The sequence below is a fragment of the Sphingobium boeckii genome (genome assembly GCF_014199215.1).
Taxonomy (GTDB): Bacteria; Pseudomonadota; Alphaproteobacteria; order Sphingomonadales; family Sphingomonadaceae; genus Sphingobium_A; species Sphingobium_A boeckii.
Map to the genome: position 1 here is coordinate 426,573 of NZ_JACIJC010000001.1, position 16,528 is coordinate 443,100.

A 16,528-nucleotide genomic window follows, 5' to 3' on the forward strand; every position below is an offset into this window, starting at 1 on the left:
TGAAGAGGGAGCCTATCACCATGAAGACCCGCATTCTCCGCACCGCCGCCGGCATTGCGCTGGCGGCGGTGCTCGCGCTGCCCGCCGGCGTCCAGGCGCATCGCCAATGGATGTTGCCGTCGGCCACTGTCCTGTCCGGCAATGACGTCTGGGTGTCGGTCGATGCCGCCGTTTCGAACGATCTCTTCTATTTCGAGCACACCGCAGCCAATGTCGATAACGTCAAGGCATGGGCGCCCGATGGCACCGAAGTGAAGATCGAAAATGCATTCAAGTCGCGCTATCGCTCCACTTTCGACGTGCATCTGACGCAAAAGGGCACCTACAGGATCGCCAATGTTTCGGATGGCGTATCGGGCAGCTACACGCTGAACGGCAAGGAAGAGCGGCTGCCGCGCGGCACGACGCCTGAAAATCTCGCCAGCAAGATCCCGGCCGGTGCCACGGATATCCAGACCGCCGAATCCAACAACCGCAACGAGATCTTCGTGACGTCGGGCGAGCCGACGACGACGATCTTCAAGCCGACGGGCAAGGGCATCGAATTGGTGCCGGTCAGCCACCCGAACGATCTGGTATCCGGTGAGGCGGCGACCTTCCAGTTTCTGCTGGATGGCAAGCCCGCCGCCAATCTGGGTGTCACGATCATCCCCGGCGGCATCCGCTATCGCGATCAGCTCAACCAGATCGATGCGAAGACCGATAAGGACGGCAAGATCACCGTCACCTGGCCCGAGCCCGGCATGTATTGGCTGAACGCCTCGATCGGCGGCGGCCGTGAAGGTGGCGGCGCGGGTGGTCCTGGTGGACCCGGCGGACCCGGTGGTGCAGCCGCTGGCACGCCGGGCGCGCCGCCCGCAGCAGCGCCGCGTCCGGCCGGTCCGCCGCAGCGTCGCGCGAGCTACATCACCACGCTCGAGGTTCTCGCTCTCTGAGCGAAGACCTTCGCATCCTGATCCCGCCCGCGCTCTCGTCCGTCGCCTTCGCGCGGCGGGAGGCGGGGGGGCAGGTGTTCGCTTATCATGGCGAAACCATGGGAACGACCTGGTCGGTGCGGATCGCCGCGCCGTCCGGTGGCATTTCGCAGCCCATCGGTGCCGGAATCCAGTCAGCGCTCGATCGCGTCGTCACGCAGATGAGCCACTGGGATCAGGCCTCCGATCTCTGCCGCTTCAATCGGGTGCGCTCGGACGCGTGGCAGTCCTTGCCGATCGAATTTTTCACCGTGCTCGAAGCGGCGCTGGCCGTGGCGCACGAAAGCGAAGGCGCGTTCGATCCGGCGCTTGGTGCTCTGGTCGATCTCTGGGGGTTCGGGCCAGCAGGCACCCGCGCCGCGCCGCCGGCGCCCGATGCGATCGCCCAGGCGCGCGATGGCCTTGGCTGGCGGGCGATCGCGATCGACAGGCGCGGCTTGCGTGCCCGGCATGATGGCAGCGCGACCCTCGATTTTTCCGGTATCGCCAAGGGGTTCGGCGTCGATCAGGTCGCGGATTATCTGATCGGGCAGGGCATTCTCCATTTTCTCGTGGAAGTGGGCGGGGAGTTGCGCGGCTGCGGCTTGAAGCCCGATGGCCAGCCCTGGTGGGTCGATCTGGAAGCGCCGCCGGGCATCACTCTCCCGGTGAACCGCGTGGCCTTGCACCAGCTTTCGGTCGCGACGTCGGGGGATTACCGCCGCCATTTCGAGCATGAAGGCGCGCGTTATGCCCATAGCATTGATCCGCGCACCGGATGGCCGGTGAATGCAGGCATGGCCTCGGTCACCGTGCTGCATCCGTCGTGCATGATGGCCGATGCCTACGCCACGGCGCTCACCGTGCTGGGTCTCGATCAGGGATGCGCCTTGGCGGAGCGGCTGGATATCGCGGCGATCCTGGTGGCACGGGGGGACAAGGGCGCGCGCGAATGGCTATCCCCGGCCGCTATGAGGATGCTGGATTAGCTTTCAAAAGCCGTTTGTCCCGAGCGAAGTCGAGGGACGTTGGCACCTGAGCCCGCGTCCCTCGACTTCGCTCGGGACAAACGGTCATTTCAAAAACGCCTAAACGATCAGGCATCCGCCCAGCGGCGCAGCAGATTGTGATAGACGCCCGTAAGCTGGATGATCGAAGGATCGCCCTGGCCGCGATCCTGCGCGATCGTCTGGATCGCGGTATCCAGTTCGAACAGGCTGCGCCGGGCTTCGCCATCGCGCACCATGGATTGCATCCAGAAAAAACTGGCCACGCGCCGCCCGCGCGTCACCGGGGCCACCCGGTGCAGGCTGGTGGCGGGATAGAGCAGCAGATGGCCAGCAGGCAGCTTCACCGCCTGTGCGCCATATTGATCCTCCACGATCAATTCGCCACCGTCATAATCTTCAGGTTCCTCCAGGAAGAGCGTGGCGGAAAGATCGCTGCGGATACGGAAATCGCTGCCGGGCTGGAGCCGGATCGCATTATCGACATGGACGCCGAAATTCTGCCCACCGGCATAGCTGTTGAACAGTGGCGGATAGACTTTGAGCGGCAATGCGGCGGCGACGAACAGCGGCGTGCGGCCCAGCGCGTCCAGAATGATGCTGCCCGCCTGCTTGGCGGCCTGGCTGCTTTCGGGGAGCTGCAGATTCTGCTTGGCGAGCGCGGATTGATAGCCCGAGGTGACATTGCCATCCACCCATTCAGCCGCATCGATCAGAGACCGCACACGCGCGACGGCGTCCTTGTCCAGCACTTCGGGAATGGCGATCATCATGGCTGAATCGTTCAGCCTTCCAGCACGAAGGGGATTTCCACGACGCCGCGGACCATCACCGCGCTTCCGTTGCGGATGATGGGGGACCAGCGCCAGCGCCTGACCGCGGAAAGCGCTGCCTGATCCAGCCGTTCGAAACCGCTGCTCCGCTGCAGCGCAATCTCGGCCACTTTGCCCTCGGTATCGAGCAGCAATTTCATCACCACGGTGCCCTGTTCCCGCTTACGACGGGATTCGACCGGATAGCGCGGCGGCGTGGCGGCGATCATTTTCGAAGATAGATTGCCGATGCTGACCGGGCCGGACGGCGCAGGCGGCGTTTCGGCGCGCGTCGCCACGGGCGGCTGCGGCGGCGGCGGCGTCTCGGTAACGGCGATGTTCTGGGGAACGGGCGGAGGTGTCACGAGCGGCCTTGGGGCCACGATCATCGGCGTCACCAGTTTGACCGGTGTCGGCTTTTGCTTGGGCGGCGGGGGCGGCGGGGTATCGGGCTGCAGCGCGATATCGAACACGGCCAGCGATTGCGGCGCTTTTTGGGGCAAAACGAAACGGTGCATGATCACCGCGCCCAATAAGATCGCATGAACCGCAAGAATGCCGATCAAAACGGGCCAGTTCGCCCCCGATCGCGCCGCATAACGGCTCGTCGCCCATGAAGCGGACGGATGTGCGGACGGCGGCGAATGCACAACGTCATCCCCCATATCCAGCACCTGGCTATCCTGTTCCAAGAACATCGCTAGCGTTTCCCCGGACCGCGAAGGCGTGGCAGGATTTGCCCCGCTGCGAATCTCTTTGCCTCGCTACATAAATTATTATTGCGAATCAATTGCAGAGATGGGTTGCTGGAATATTTCTGGGTCTGCCCTTTTGCAGATCTTGCGCCGGGTTAAGCCGCCAAATGCGAGATTCAAGGCACAAAGGCATTCATCGGGAACTGCCGATCGCCCTGTCGATATCGCGCTTTGCCAAGACGTAGCGCTATTGAGACACATTCCTACCTGGGCAGGTGAGACGCTTTATTCCAGCGTTTCGGCCATCTCCGCCAGCATCAGCCAGCGCTCCTCCGCGGCATCGCGGTCCGCGCGCGCCTTCTCCACCGCCTTGACGAGCGCGGCGAAGCGCTCCGGACGTTTGGCGTAGAGCGCCGGATCCGCCATTTCGGCTTCATCCCGCGCGATCATCGCCTCTATTTCCTCGATCCGCTGGGGGAGCACTTCCAGATCGCGTTGATCCTTATAGGTCAGCTTATTGCGCTGCTTGGGTGGTGGAGGGGGAGCTGCGGGCGCGGTCTTTGAGGCCGTTCGCAGAGCGGCGAGGCGTTCCTTGCGCTGCCGCTCCCAATCCTCATAGCCGCCCGCGACCACATCGACATGGCCCGAACCGTCCAGCCCCAGTGTCACGGTCACGGTGCGATCGAGAAAATCGCGGTCATGGCTTACGATCAGCACGGTGCCTTCGTAATCGGCAATCACCTCCTGCAGCAGATCGAGCGTCTCCAGATCGAGATCGTTGGTGGGTTCGTCCAGCACCAGCAGGTTCGATCGCCGCGCGAACTCCCGCGCCAGCAGCAGGCGCGATCGTTCACCGCCCGAAAGCGTGCCCACGCGCGCATCCACCAGGCCGGGTTCGAACAGGAATTCCTTCAGATATCCCTGGATATGCTTGCGCACGCCCAGCACATCGATCCAGTCCCCGCCGTCCGCCAGCACGTCGCGCACGCGCTTGTCGGGAGACATCAGGCTGCGCTGCTGATCGATGATCACCCCGTCCAGCGTCTTGGCCAGCTTGATCGTGCCTTCATCGGGCTGCAATTCGCCGGTCAGCAGCTTGAGCAAGGTCGTCTTGCCGGCGCCATTGCTGCCCACCAGACCGATGCGGTCGCCGCGCTGGATGCGGAAGGTGAAATCCTTGATGATCGTGCGCTCGCCGAAGCGCTTGGTCACGTCCACCGCGTCGATCACGGTCTTGGTGCGCACGTCGTCGGTGCCGATGGACAGCGCGGCTGTGCCGGCCGGCCCCATCATCGCGGCGCGCGTGGCCCGCATTTCATAGAGTTTGCTCAGGCGCCCCTGGTTGCGCTTGCGCCGTCCGGTCACGCCGCGCTCCAGCCAATGCTCCTCCAGCTTCAGCTTCGCGTCGAGCCGCTGGGCATTGCGCGCCTCATCCTCATAGACTTTCTCGGTCCAGGCTTCGAACCCGCCAAAGCCGATTTCGGCGCGGCGGATCGATCCGCGGTCCAGCCACAGGGTCTGCTTGGTCAGTCGCGTGAGGAAAGTGCGGTCATGCGAGATCGCGATGAATGCGCCGCGAAAGCGGCTGAGCCAATCCTCCAGCCAGTCGATCGCTGCAATATCGAGATGGTTGGTCGGCTCGTCGAGCAGCAGCACGTCCGGGTCCATCGCCAGTGCGCGCGCAATCGCCGCCCGCCGCCGCTCGCCGCCCGAAGCGGTTTCCGCGGGCCGCTCCATATCGATGCCAAGCTGATCCGCGATCGCCGCCACCTGATACATTTCGGGCGCGCCCTCGCCCGACAGCGCGAAATCCATCAGCGTGGCGTGGCCCGTCATCGCGGGTTCCTGCTCCAAGATCACCACCTTGGTGCCGGGCACGATGGTGCGCCGTCCCTCGTCGCAATCGATCGTGCCGGCAATCAGCTTGAGCAGCGTCGTCTTGCCCGCGCCATTGCGGCCGATCAGCGCCAGCCGGTCGCGCTCCCCCACATAGATGTCCAGCCCGCGAAAGAGCCAGCCGCTCCCCTGGACGAGACCGAGATTTTCATAGGCAAGGACAGGCGCTGACATGGGGACTTTCGGAGATGCAAGTTGACGCGCGCATGAAGCGGCTATTCATGGCCTATTCAACGCTTTCACCCTATGCCACAAGCCCATGCACGCAATGACTCGCATTCTGGCCCCCCTGGCCCTCGGCCTGACGTTTGCCGCCACGCCCGGAACGGCCGACGCCGGGGTGCGCAAAGGCGATCAGGATCGTGCCTATGAGGCCCGGCAGAAAAGCAACCTCATGGCGCTTCACCAGATCGAATCGATGGTGGTGCCGCGGCTGAGGGAAGAAGGGGCAACCTATCTGCGCGGCAGCGCGATGCTCGAGCCTGATCGTCCGGTATATCGGATGCGTTTCCAGCAGCAGACCAAGGTGTTCGTGATCGAGATCGATGCGCGTAATGGTCGGGAAATCGGTCGAACGGGCCGTTGACCGGATAAAGACAATATTTAAGGGGATTTCATGCGCGTTTTGATCGTTGAAGATGAGCCAAGCCTGGGCCAGCAGCTTCGCGCCACGCTGGAGGGTGCCGGCTATGCGGTCGATCTGGCCACCGATGGCGAGGATGGCCATTTCCTGGGTTCGACCGAGAATTACGATGCCGTGATCCTTGATCTGGGCCTGCCCGAAATCGACGGCCTCACCGTGCTCGATCGCTGGCGCAAGGATGACAAGGTGATGCCCGTATTGGTGCTCACCGCGCGCGATAGCTGGTCCGACAAGGTGGCCGGGCTGGATGCGGGTGCCGATGATTATCTCGCCAAGCCGTTTCAGGCGGAAGAACTCATCGCCCGCCTCCGCGCCTTGATCCGCCGCGCTTCGGGCAATGCCTCTTCGGAGCTGACCGCCGGCGACGTCCGGCTGGACACGCGCTCGGGCAAGGTCACGCTCGCGGGCAATCCGGTGAAGCTTACCGCGCAGGAATATAAATTGCTGAGCTATCTGCTCCATCACAAGGGCAAGGTCGTCAGCCGCACCGAATTGATCGAGCATATTTACGATCAGGATTTCGATCGCGATTCCAACACGATCGAGGTGTTCGTCACGCGCATCCGCAAGAAGCTTGGCCCCGATGTGATCACCACGATCCGCGGGCTTGGCTACAGCCTTGAAGATCCGGACGCCTGAGCGCGGCGGGCATGGCCGAGGCTGACGCCACAGCGGAAAAGTCGCTGAAAATCAGGAATACGGGGTCGCTCAGTCGCCGCATGATCGGCGTGGCGGCGCTGTGGATCCTCGTTCTGCTGTTTGGCGGCGGCATGGCGCTGGATCGCGTCCTTTCCGATGCGATCACCCGCAATTTCGATGGCGGGATCGAATATGTCTTGAATTCCATGGTCGCGGCCGGCGAAATCGGGCCGGAGGGCGAGGTGCGCTTCAGCCGCGCTCTGGCGGACCAGCGTTTCCTAGAGCCCAATTCCGGGCTCTATTGGCAGGTGTCGGGCAAGGGGTTCGATGCCTTCCCCTCGCGCTCGCTCTGGGATCGCCGGCTCAAGGTCGCGCCGCATCAGGATGGTGACATCCATGTCTATGACAGCCGCGAATTTCCCGACCAGAAATTGCGCGTGATGGAGCGCGATGTGCAATTGCCCGATTCGCCGGTGATGTGGCGTTTCCAGGTGGCGGCGGACCGCGCCGGGCTGGACGAACAGATTGCCACGCTGCGCCGGACCCTGGTGCGCAGCTTCGCCCTGCTTGGCCTCGGCCTGATCCTGATGGCCGCGCTGCAGACGCTCTATGGCCTCTGGCCGCTGCGGCGTCTGGGCGAGGCGATCGGCGAAATGCGCACGGGCAAGGCCAATCGCGTGGACGAGGCGATGCCCAATGAGGTGCAGCCGATGATCCAGGAATTGAACGCGCTGCTCGCGCACAATGAAAAGCAGGCGGAGGAGGCGCGCGAACATGCGGGCAATCTCGCCCACGCGCTGAAAACCCCGCTCACGGTCATCATGAACGCCGCCACCGCCAATGCCCCCGATCTGGGCGAGACCGTGGTGCGCGAGGCGGCAACGATGCGGCGTCAGGTGGATCATCATCTCGCCCGCGCGCGCGCCGTCGGCCGGCGTGGCACCGCGCACAGTCGCGCCGAAGTCTGGAAAAGCTTGGATTCGGTCGAGCGCGCGGTGGCGCGGCTCTATCCGCATGTCCGCTTCGATCTGGACGGGCCGAAGGATCTCAAGGTGCATGTGGAGCGTCAGGATCTGGACGAGATGCTGGGCAATCTGATCGAAAATGCCGCGAAATACGGCGGCGGCAGCGTGTTCGTCACGGTGCAGCAGGCCGGGCGCTTTGTGGAATTTCTCGTCGAGGATGACGGCATGGGCATTCCCGAGGAGGATCGCCAGCGCATCTTCGATCGCGGTGCGCGGCTGGATACGGGCAAGCCCGGCACCGGCCTCGGCCTCGCCATCGTGCGCGATGTCGCGGAGATTTACGATGGCGCGGTGGGGCTTGAAGAGAGCGAGGATCTGGGCGGACTGCTCGTGCGGCTCAGGCTCCCGCTGGCGGAATAGCCAAGAAGTCCGTTTGTCCCGAGCGCGGTCGAGGGACGTGGTGACAGCTCCAATGTCCCTCGACTTCGCTCGGGACAAACGGGCCTATTTGAATAAGCTTTGAAGCGGTCGCTTACCCCCCCTGCATCCCCTGATGATGGCGGATCACCTCGTCGATGATGAAGCGCAGGAATTTCTCGGTAAAATCCGGGTCCAGATTGGCATCCTGCGCCAGCGCGCGGAGCCGTGTGATCTGGCTTTCTTCCCGCCCTGGATCAGCGGGGGGCAGCCCGGTCGTGGCCTTGTACGCGCCCACCGCCTTGGTCACCTTGAAGCGCTCGGCCAGCATGAAAACCAGCGCGGCATCGATATTGTCGATGCTTTCGCGGTAGCGTTTCAGCGTGTCGTCACTCATGAGGATCTCCTTTGCGCGGCTTTTCGGTGCAGCCGGGCATGAAAGCAAGGCCATATCGCTTGCATAAAGCCGGTTCAGCCGCCAAATCGGCCGCGTCATGTCAGCGACCATCCACCGCATCATCCCCGCAGGCCGGGAACCCTCACTCGAACCGATGATGGCGCTCGTCGCGGGGGACATGAATCAGGTCAACAGCGTGATCCTCACGCGGATGCAGTCCGATATCCCGCTCATCCCCGAACTCGCCGGCCATCTGATCGCGGGCGGCGGGAAACGGATGCGCCCGATGCTCACGCTCGCCTGCGCCCGGCTGCTCGATTATTCGGGCGCGCGGCATCACAAGCTGGCCGCCTGCGTCGAATTCATCCACACCGCCACCTTGCTGCACGATGATGTGGTCGATGGCTCCGATCTGCGCCGCGGCCGCCGCACGGCGAACCTCATCTGGGGCAATCCCGCCAGCGTGCTCGTCGGCGATTTCCTGTTCAGCCGTTCGTTCGAGCTGATGGTGGAGGATGGCAGCCTGAAGGTCTTGAAGATCCTCTCCAATGCCTCCGCCGTGATCGCGGAGGGCGAGGTGAACCAGCTCACGGCGCAGCGTCAGGTGGAGACCAGCGAGGAGCGCTATCTCGATATCATCGGCGCGAAGACCGCCGCGCTGTTCGCCGCCGCCTGCCGCATTGCCGCCGTCGTGGCGGAGCGGCCCGAGCCGGAAGAACTAGCGCTCGATGCCTATGGCCGCAATCTGGGCATCGCCTTCCAATTGGTCGACGATGCGATCGATTATTCCTCGGACGAGGAGACGATGGGCAAGGGCGTGGGGGATGATTTCCGCGATGGCAAGGTCACGCTCCCCGTCATCCTCGCCCATGCGCGCGGCGATGCCGTGCAAAAGCAATTCTGGCGCGATGCGATGCACGGCCATCGGATCACCGACGAAGACCTCGCCCACGCCACGCGCCTGCTCGAGGATACCGGTGCAATCGCCGACACCCTCGCGCGCGCCCGCCACTATGGCCAGCGCGCGATCGATTCGCTGGGTGGCTTCGCCAGCGGCCAGGCGAAAACGGCGCTCACCGAAGCCGTCGAGTTTGCCATCGCACGGGCGTATTGACCGTCAATTCCTCCCCCACCGGGGCAGGGGGACCGCTCGCGGTGGAGGGGCAGTGGCAGGGCGCGGGATCGTCCGGCTAAAACTCCATCTCCCCCAATCCGTCATGCTGAACTTGTTTCAGCATTCAGGTATAAGAACGGCACATCTTCCTCACGGGCTGCCTCAAGCCACTTTCGACCGTGAATACCTTGACGTTCAATTTCCGAAATCGTCAGTCCATTAGACGCCAACGCCGTAACCCGCGCACGCTGATCCGTAAGAAGCTGTCGCAATTCTGTTTCATGGCGCTTGAACGCTTCAGCCCAAGACAAAGAACCTGCTTGCACCGCATCGCTTTCCATTCGCTTTAAAGCTGCGGTGCCAAGGCCGAAATGTCCTGCGAATTTGCTCATGGTTTCCGCTCCTGCAGACGCCACCTCTCTTGCGGCCAACGTCGCGCCGCTTGCCAATCGCGCCGATATTCGTGTGTCTGTAGCCAATGACAATGCTGAAAGCATGGGCTCAGCCACTATTGGGTCTACTTCCCCAGTATCTATAATCGCGATTATCCTGCGCTCGAAAACGGAGCTGAGGTTGTGCGCATCGCGTGCGACATCATTCCATTGGCGGGCTGGATCCGACAAAATCCATGCCTCGTTCATCTGTTCAACGACAGCTCGAAGCCGAGCAAAGTCGTCGACAATCCGATCTTGCTTTAACGCCTCAACGCTCGACAAAATCATATCCAAGGTGCCAGCGATCGATGAAACTTGCCTCTCCACCGCATCAATTTTACGCCAGAGGATCGCAGTGCTCGCGACCGAAACGCCTATGCCGACCGCGCCAAACGCGAGGTTGGTGAGTTGCAACTCCTGAATAGCAGCCACAGCTCGCTTAATCTGTTCATTTTGAATGACGGTAGCAGTTTGACTTGCAAGCCCTAGTCCTTGCAAGGGTAAGCTCATGCCGCCGCGCACAAGATCACCAATTTCGTGAAGTGCAGACGTCTGTTGCAGATGACCAGCAATTCTGCCGGTGGAAATAGATCGGATGATGGAACCGTAAACCTTCAATTCGCCTGTCTTTAGGGCAGCAATTAAATGTTCCGGCACCTTTCGCCAAAAGAAATTGCCAACGATCGTCATAACCGGTGGCGCCTTGCTTCGCGGGCAGTTTCCTGAAGTAACGTTATCACCTGCTGTAAAATAGCTTGCTGTTTGTCATCGCCTTTGATGAGGGTTGCGACAACGTGTTGGTGAACAGATTTGCGCAGACGTTCATGCGCTCGATCCTTCATACCTTTGCCGCGGTAGCTGCCGATCGCAAAAGCGACGGCTGCGAGAGTACTGCCGCCAATTACCACAGGCCAACTGATTGCGGTAACAGTGACAAGACCAAACCATGCCGCACTTGTTGTTACGGCCATTGCGGGCAGAGCTACCGCAGTTGCTGCTCCTGCTGCAAAAGGTGCTGCTGTCATGGCCACATCGCGCAGCCCGTCCACGCTTCCATCCGGCAGTTGAACCAGCAGCGGGCGCTCCTGCCAAACTGCATGGTGGTTTGCGATTTGACGAAGGGCGACGTTTGCTTCGTCCACTATCTTTTCAATCACGGGGATAGTCACCATGCGTAAGTGAGGTTCCACTTTCGTTACAATGAACCCGCGTTGGCGGACCAAAGCATCCGTAAAACCGGAGTTGGAAATATCACCGTCGAATTTCTCTTGAAGAGAAACTGCAAGATCGTTGATGACTAAAGCTGCCGCGCTCGACCAATGGTCTCGCCACTCGTCGATTTCGCTGCGCCCCAGTATATTTAGAAGATGAATCATTCGGCCCCCGAGCACGCATTATTGGGATGTCGGAAAATGGCAATAATTATCAGTGGCAACAGTGTTTGAATTTGGAGGAATCGATCCAACGCCCCTTTCCTACATCCCGCCATTCGTGCAACGACAGCCGCCTCATGCGCTGCCCACTCACCCCCATTTTCCCAAGGTTTTCCGTGCGCAATGCACGGTGTGAACTTCCAACAACATCGGGCGGCATTTCATGACCGCGCTCCCCATCCATGCGGTTCTTCCCGATCTGCTCGCCACCCTGCGCACCAGCCCTAACGCCGTGCTCGTCGCGCCGCCCGGCGCGGGCAAGACCACGGCGATCGCGCCCGCCCTGCTCGCCGAGCCCTGGTGCAATGGCCAGATTCTCCTCCTTTCCCCCCGCCGTCTTGCCGCGCGCGCGGCGGCGGAGCGGATGGCGCAGATGGCGGGGGAGGCGGTGGGCCAGACGATCGGCTATGCCACGCGGATGGACAGCAAACAGTCCGCGCAAACGCGCGTGCTGGTGCTGACCGAAGGGATTTTCGTCAACCGTATCCAGTCCGATCCCGAACTGGCGGGCGTCTCCGCCGTGCTGTTCGATGAAGTGCATGAGCGCAATCTGGATAGCGATTTCGGACTGGCGCTCGCGCTGGATACGCAAGGGGGGCTGCGCGACGATCTGCGGTTGCTCGCCATGTCGGCCACGCTGGATGGCGCGCGCTTCGCCGCCTTGATGGGCGGTTGCCCCGTGATCGAGAGTGAAGGCCGCAGCCATCCGCTCACGCATCTTTATCTCGGCCGCCGCAGCGAGGCGCGGATCGAGGATGAGATGGCCGCCGCGATCCGCCGCGCGCTGGCCGACGAGGCGGGCGGTCTGCTCGCCTTCCTGCCCGGCGTGGCGGAGATCGAGCGCACCGCGGAGCGACTGGTGAACTTGCCCCCCGATGTCGATCTCCACCGCCTGCACGGTACGCTCGAACCCGCCGAGCAGCGCGCCGCCATCGCCGCCGCGCCGCCGGGCCGCCGCAAATTGGTGCTGGCCACCAGCATCGCCGAGACCAGCCTGACGCTGGATGGCGTGCGCGTGGTGGTCGATAGCGGCCTTGCGCGCCGCCCGCGTTATGACCGAGCGGCAGGGATGACGCGGCTGGTGACCGAGCGTGCCAGTCAGGCGGCGGTCACCCAGCGTGCGGGCCGCGCCGCGCGCCAGTCGCCGGGCGTGGCGTATCGGCTGTGGGAGGAAGCCGCGACCGCTGGCCTGCCGCGCTTCGATCCGCCGGAGATTTTGGAGGCCGATCTGTCGCCCTTGTTGCTCAGTTGCGCGCTCTGGGGGCTGAACGATCCGCGTAGCCTGCAGTGGATCGACGCGCCGCCCGAGGCTGCGATTGTCGAGGCGCGGCGGCGGCTTGAAACTCTGGGCGCGCTGGACGGGGCAGGGCGGCCGACGCTGCATGGCGCTGCGATCGCCAAACTGCCGCTGCCGCCTCGCCTGGCGCATATGCTGGTGGAGGCGCAGGCGCGCGGCTGGGGCCGGCTGGCGGCGGATGCGGCGGTGCTGCTGTCCGAACGCGGTCTGGGCGGACAGGATGCCGATCTGGAAACGCGGTTGCGCCGCTGGAAGACCGAGCGCGGGAAGCGGGCGGAGGCCGGGCGGAAACTGGCGGAGCGGTGGTTTCATTTAACACCGCTTGTCCCGAGCGAAGTCGAGGGACCTGGGGGCGTGGAACCACGTCCCTCGACTTCGCTCGGGACAAACGGCGTTTTTAGGAACCCAATCAACACCGGAGATCTCGGCGCCTGCATCGCGCTGGCTTTCTCCGATCGCCTGTCCAAACGCCGGGGTCAGGACGGGGCCGACTGGATCTCGGTCGGCGGGCGCGGCTTCCGGCTCGATCCCACGTCATCGCTCGCCCGCGAGGACTGGCTGGCGGTTGCCGAAATTCAGGGGGCGGCGTCGGGCGCGCGCATCCTCTCCGCCGCGCCGGTCGATTTCGCCACGATCGAGGATCTGTTCGGAGACCGGATCGAATCCGGCACCCATGTCGCGTTCGATCCCGCCACCGGCGGCGTTCGCGCCATGCAGGGGCGGCGGCTGGGCGCGGTCCAGCTCAGCAAGGGGCAGGATGCCAAGGCCGATCCCGCCGCCATCGCCGCCGCGCTGGTGGAGGGCGTCCGAATCCATGGTCTTGCCCTCTTGCCGTGGAGCGAGGCGGCGCAGCATCTGCGCGAGCGCACCGCCTTCGCCCGCCGCTTCGAACCCGATCTGCCCGATCTGTCGGACGCGGCGTTGACCGCCACGCTGGAAGACTGGCTCCCCGCGATCGTGCCGGGCAAGCGGCGCCTGTCCGATCTCGATCCCTCCGCGCTGTCCGGCGTGCTCGATGCCCTGCTTGGCTGGGACGGTCGCAAGCGCGTGGATGCGCTGACGCCGGTCCAGTTCGTCAGCCCGGCGGGCAGTCATCATGCGATCGATTATACCGCCGAGGCCGGTCCCACCGTCACGATCCGGGTGCAGGCGCTGTTCGGGCTGGCGGCGCATCCCGCAATCGCAGGAGGCCGCGTGCCGCTCGTGCTCAGCCTCACCTCGCCTGCGGGTCGCCCGATCCAGACGACGAAGGACTTACCCGGTTTCTGGTCGGGAAGCTGGATCGCGGTCGCCAAGGAGATGCGTGGCCGCTATCCCAAACATCCCTGGCCGGACGATCCCGCCGCTGCCAGCGCCACTTTGCGCACCAAGAAGGCGGATGCGCGCTCTTGACGACTCATCGGGCCTTGCTGCACTGCAAGGCCAAGCAATCACAGGAATGATGCCATGGCCGCGCGGATCTATCAGACGCCCAAGAATGCGATGCAATCAGGCAAGGCGCTCACCCATCGTTGGGTGCTGGAATATGAGCCCACTGAAGCCAAAAAGGCCGATCCGCTGATGGGCTGGGCCGGATCGGGCGATACGCAGCAGCAATTGCGGCTCGTATTCCCCAGCGCCGAAGCTGCGCAGGCCTATGCCGATCGCCAGGGGATCGCTTATCATGTGGCCGCCGCACCAGAGCGGAAACTCAAGCTGCAGACCTATGCGGATAACTTCCGGTAAGCGTCGGACGTTCTAAAAACCGTTTGTCCCGAGCGAAGTCGAGGGACGTGGTGAGAGTTCCGACGTCCCTCGACTTCGCTCGGGACAAACGGTGATCGGGATCAGTTCTGGATTAGTTGCGCGCCCAGCAAGGTCAGCAATTTGACATCCATCAAAACACCGGCCTTGCGCTTGTCCGCCATGAGATCCGCCACCTGATCCAGCCGCACCCGGTGCACGGTGATATTCTCGCCCTCCACCCCGCCGCCGTCACCGACCTTCACCAGATCATGCGCTCGCACCAGCGTGAAGGTCTCGGAGACCATGCCGGGGGATGAGGCGAAGCGCCCCACCGTCTCCAGCCGCCCGGCGCGGTAGCCGGTTTCCTCTTCAAGCTCGCGGCCTGCGGCCAGCTCGATCGCCTCTCCTGCGGTCTCGTCACCAACCAGTCCAGCCGGCAGCTCCAGGCAATCCGCGCCCAGCGGCACGCGATATTGCTCCACCAGCAGCACATGGCCGTCATCCACCGCCAGGATCACCGCTGCTTCGATATTGCGGGCGCGGGAGACATATTCCCATTGGCCCTGTCGCTTGGTGGTGATGAATTTGCCTTGCCAGACGGTCTCGATTTCCTCGGTCATAATTCGATCAGGCGGTCCGGCAGTTCATTGGGATCAGTCTCGTCCTTGGGGAAATGTTCGGCCAGGATCACGCCCACCGCCTTCACCGCCGCGGCCATGCCCGCACCCGGGCGACCCTCGCGCACCTCATCGACCAGCGCCGCCATCGCCGCGCCCCAGGCTTCGGGGGCGACTGCGTGGTGCACGGCTTCGTCCGCCACGATCTCCGCCATATGCTCGCCCATGGAGAGATAGATCAGCACGCCGGTTTTCTTGAGTGTCCGGCTTTCGGCACCCACCTTGAAATATTGGATCGCGCGGCGGCGGACGCGGCGATGCTTGGTCCTTTTCGGAGTCAGCGCCAGCCGCAACGGCATGATCGCAAGGATGTAGCGCACCGCCAGAAACTTGATGACCAGCAGGATGAAGATCACGGGCAGCACTTCGCCCAGTGTATATTCATGCTCCCAGCCATTGGCGAACCAGGTCAGCAGCGCGATGATCTTTTGAGGAAACATCGCGAACAGCGCGAGCGCGAGAAACATCACGCCAATCGCCCAATGCAGCCCGGCATCGTGATATTGATCGGAAAGGTCGGTGACGATCGTCACGATCTCTCCATCGGTGCCGCGTTCGGCCTCGGAGACCGCCGCGCTCACCAGCGCATGGTCGGCCGCGCTCAGCTTGTTCACTTTCGCCATCACCAATCCCCCGACGCGCCGCCGCCGCCGAACGATCCGCCGCCGCCCGAAAAGCCGCCGCCATCGCTCCCGCCCCAGGATGATCCGCCGCCGCCCCAGCCGCCACCGGACGATCCCCAATCGCTGCCACCGCCCCAGATGACCACCGGGGCGCTGCCGCCGCGATATTTGCGGTTGCCGCGGCGCGCGAAGAACATCTGTCCGGCGATGAAGAGGATCACGACCAGCCAGAAGATCAGGATCAGGGGCGATCCGCCGCTGCTCTTTTCCTTCTCGGCTGCCAGCAACTGCTGCTGGCGTTTGGCGGCTTCTTCGGGCGGCAGGCTGATCTGCTGCATCACCGCATCCGCCCCGGCATCGATCGCCCCCGCAATGTCGCCATCGCGCAGGCGCGGCATCATCTGGCGGCTGATGATGATCCGCGAAAGGGCGTCAGTCAGGATCGGCTCCAGACCATATCCCACTTCGATCCGCGGACCGCGCTGGCCCGGCGGATTATTGGGCGCCAGAAAGAGGATGACGCCATTCTTTTCCTCTTTCGAGCCGATGCCCCAGGCCCGGCCAAGCCGGTAGCCATAATCTTCGAGCGTCCGGCCTTCCATGTCCGCGATCGTCGCCACGACGAACTGGCGCCCGGTCTGCTGCTCAAACGCCTGCAGCTTCGCCACCAGCGCCGCCTCCCGATCATCGGGAATCACATTCGCCTGATCCACGACCCGCCCGGTCAGCGCCGGAAACGTCTGGGCATGGGCCGGCCATGCCGCGATCAGCAGCAGAAAGACGGCGAGGAGCCGGTTCATG

17 protein-coding genes are annotated in these 16,528 nt (G+C 63.4%); 8 read left to right on the forward strand and 9 right to left on the reverse strand.

Annotated features, from left to right (window positions below; all coding sequences use genetic code 11):
• Nucleotides 1-20 precede the first annotated feature (20 nt).
• Nucleotides 21-935 carry a DUF4198 domain-containing protein gene (locus tag FHS49_RS02180; protein ID WP_184014745.1) on the forward strand — a complete coding sequence of 305 codons (915 nt, stop codon included), beginning with the start codon at nucleotides 21-23 and terminating at the stop codon, nucleotides 933-935.
• A gap of 74 nt (nucleotides 936-1,009) precedes the next feature.
• Nucleotides 1,010-1,942, forward strand: coding sequence for an FAD:protein FMN transferase (locus FHS49_RS02185; RefSeq protein WP_343052878.1), 933 nt, complete (start codon nucleotides 1,010-1,012; stop codon nucleotides 1,940-1,942).
• Between the two features lie 107 nt (nucleotides 1,943-2,049).
• Here FHS49_RS02185 and FHS49_RS02190 read toward each other — a convergent pair whose 3' ends face one another.
• The 3 genes from FHS49_RS02190 to FHS49_RS02200 all read right to left on the reverse strand — a co-directional run bounded on the left by FHS49_RS02190 (nucleotide 2,050) and on the right by FHS49_RS02200 (nucleotide 5,537).
• Nucleotides 2,050-2,733, reverse strand: coding sequence for a Fe2+-dependent dioxygenase (locus FHS49_RS02190; protein WP_184014747.1), 684 nt, complete (start codon nucleotides 2,731-2,733; stop codon nucleotides 2,050-2,052).
• Nucleotides 2,734-2,744: 11 nt separating this feature from the next.
• Complete coding sequence (locus FHS49_RS02195; protein WP_246350204.1) at nucleotides 2,745-3,470, reverse strand: energy transducer TonB; 726 nt, start codon at nucleotides 3,468-3,470, stop codon at nucleotides 2,745-2,747.
• A 282-nt stretch (nucleotides 3,471-3,752) separates the two neighbouring features.
• A complete protein-coding gene (locus FHS49_RS02200; RefSeq protein ID WP_184014756.1) occupies nucleotides 3,753-5,537 on the reverse strand; it encodes an ABC-F family ATP-binding cassette domain-containing protein in 1,785 nt (594 codons plus the stop codon).
• A 94-nt stretch (nucleotides 5,538-5,631) separates the two neighbouring features.
• Here FHS49_RS02200 and FHS49_RS02205 point away from each other — a divergent pair, with 94 nt between their 5' ends.
• Genes FHS49_RS02205 through FHS49_RS02215 form a run of 3 tightly spaced genes read left to right on the forward strand, consistent with a single transcriptional unit; the run spans nucleotide 5,632 to nucleotide 8,030 of the window.
• A complete protein-coding gene (locus tag FHS49_RS02205; RefSeq protein ID WP_184014758.1) occupies nucleotides 5,632-5,949 on the forward strand; it encodes a hypothetical protein in 318 nt (105 codons plus the stop codon).
• A 30-nt stretch (nucleotides 5,950-5,979) separates the two neighbouring features.
• Entirely contained in the window at nucleotides 5,980-6,645 is a 666-nt protein-coding gene (locus tag FHS49_RS02210) for a response regulator transcription factor (RefSeq protein WP_184014760.1), read from the forward strand.
• 11 nt (nucleotides 6,646-6,656) lie between these two features.
• On the forward strand, nucleotides 6,657-8,030 hold the full coding sequence (locus FHS49_RS02215; RefSeq protein WP_184014762.1) for a sensor histidine kinase: 1,374 nt from the start codon (nucleotides 6,657-6,659) through the stop codon (nucleotides 8,028-8,030).
• A 112-nt stretch (nucleotides 8,031-8,142) separates the two neighbouring features.
• Here the strand turns inward: FHS49_RS02215 and FHS49_RS02220 are convergent, their stop codons facing one another.
• Nucleotides 8,143-8,424, reverse strand: coding sequence for a chorismate mutase (locus FHS49_RS02220; RefSeq protein ID WP_184014764.1), 282 nt, complete (start codon nucleotides 8,422-8,424; stop codon nucleotides 8,143-8,145).
• Nucleotides 8,425-8,521: 97 nt separating this feature from the next.
• Here FHS49_RS02220 and FHS49_RS02225 point away from each other — a divergent pair, with 97 nt between their 5' ends.
• The gene (locus FHS49_RS02225) at nucleotides 8,522-9,538 is read left to right on the forward strand and encodes a polyprenyl synthetase family protein (protein WP_184014766.1); all 1,017 of its coding nucleotides are present in this window, start codon (nucleotides 8,522-8,524) and stop codon (nucleotides 9,536-9,538) included.
• A gap of 101 nt (nucleotides 9,539-9,639) precedes the next feature.
• Here the strand turns inward: FHS49_RS02225 and FHS49_RS02230 are convergent, their stop codons facing one another.
• Both FHS49_RS02230 and FHS49_RS02235 read right to left on the reverse strand, forming a co-directional pair.
• Nucleotides 9,640-10,662 (reverse strand): hypothetical protein, encoded by a 1,023-nt coding sequence (locus FHS49_RS02230; protein WP_184014768.1) that lies wholly within the window; start codon nucleotides 10,660-10,662, stop codon nucleotides 9,640-9,642.
• Nucleotides 10,659-11,348 (reverse strand): hypothetical protein, encoded by a 690-nt coding sequence (locus tag FHS49_RS02235; protein WP_184014769.1) that lies wholly within the window; start codon nucleotides 11,346-11,348, stop codon nucleotides 10,659-10,661. Before FHS49_RS02235 ends, FHS49_RS02230 begins: the two co-directional genes overlap by 4 nt.
• 220 nt (nucleotides 11,349-11,568) lie before the next feature.
• Between FHS49_RS02235 and hrpB the strand changes: the two genes are divergently transcribed.
• Complete coding sequence (gene hrpB / locus FHS49_RS02240) at nucleotides 11,569-14,094, forward strand: ATP-dependent helicase HrpB (protein ID WP_184014771.1); 2,526 nt, start codon at nucleotides 11,569-11,571, stop codon at nucleotides 14,092-14,094.
• A 54-nt stretch (nucleotides 14,095-14,148) separates the two neighbouring features.
• Nucleotides 14,149-14,427, forward strand: a complete 279-nt coding sequence (locus tag FHS49_RS02245) for an ETC complex I subunit (RefSeq protein WP_184014773.1) — start codon at nucleotides 14,149-14,151, stop codon at nucleotides 14,425-14,427.
• 101 nt (nucleotides 14,428-14,528) lie between these two features.
• Here the strand turns inward: FHS49_RS02245 and FHS49_RS02250 are convergent, their stop codons facing one another.
• Genes FHS49_RS02250 through FHS49_RS02260 form a run of 3 tightly spaced genes read right to left on the reverse strand, consistent with a single transcriptional unit; the run spans nucleotide 14,529 to nucleotide 16,527 of the window.
• Nucleotides 14,529-15,047 carry an NUDIX hydrolase gene (locus tag FHS49_RS02250; RefSeq protein ID WP_184014775.1) on the reverse strand — a complete coding sequence of 173 codons (519 nt, stop codon included), beginning with the start codon at nucleotides 15,045-15,047 and terminating at the stop codon, nucleotides 14,529-14,531.
• A complete protein-coding gene (locus FHS49_RS02255) occupies nucleotides 15,044-15,727 on the reverse strand; it encodes a TPM domain-containing protein (RefSeq protein ID WP_184014777.1) in 684 nt (227 codons plus the stop codon). The genes FHS49_RS02250 and FHS49_RS02255 overlap by 4 nt, the downstream gene beginning before the upstream one ends.
• Nucleotides 15,727-16,527, reverse strand: coding sequence for a TPM domain-containing protein (locus tag FHS49_RS02260; RefSeq protein ID WP_184014779.1), 801 nt, complete (start codon nucleotides 16,525-16,527; stop codon nucleotides 15,727-15,729). The genes FHS49_RS02255 and FHS49_RS02260 overlap by 1 nt, the downstream gene beginning before the upstream one ends.
• Nucleotide 16,528 lies beyond the last annotated feature (1 nt).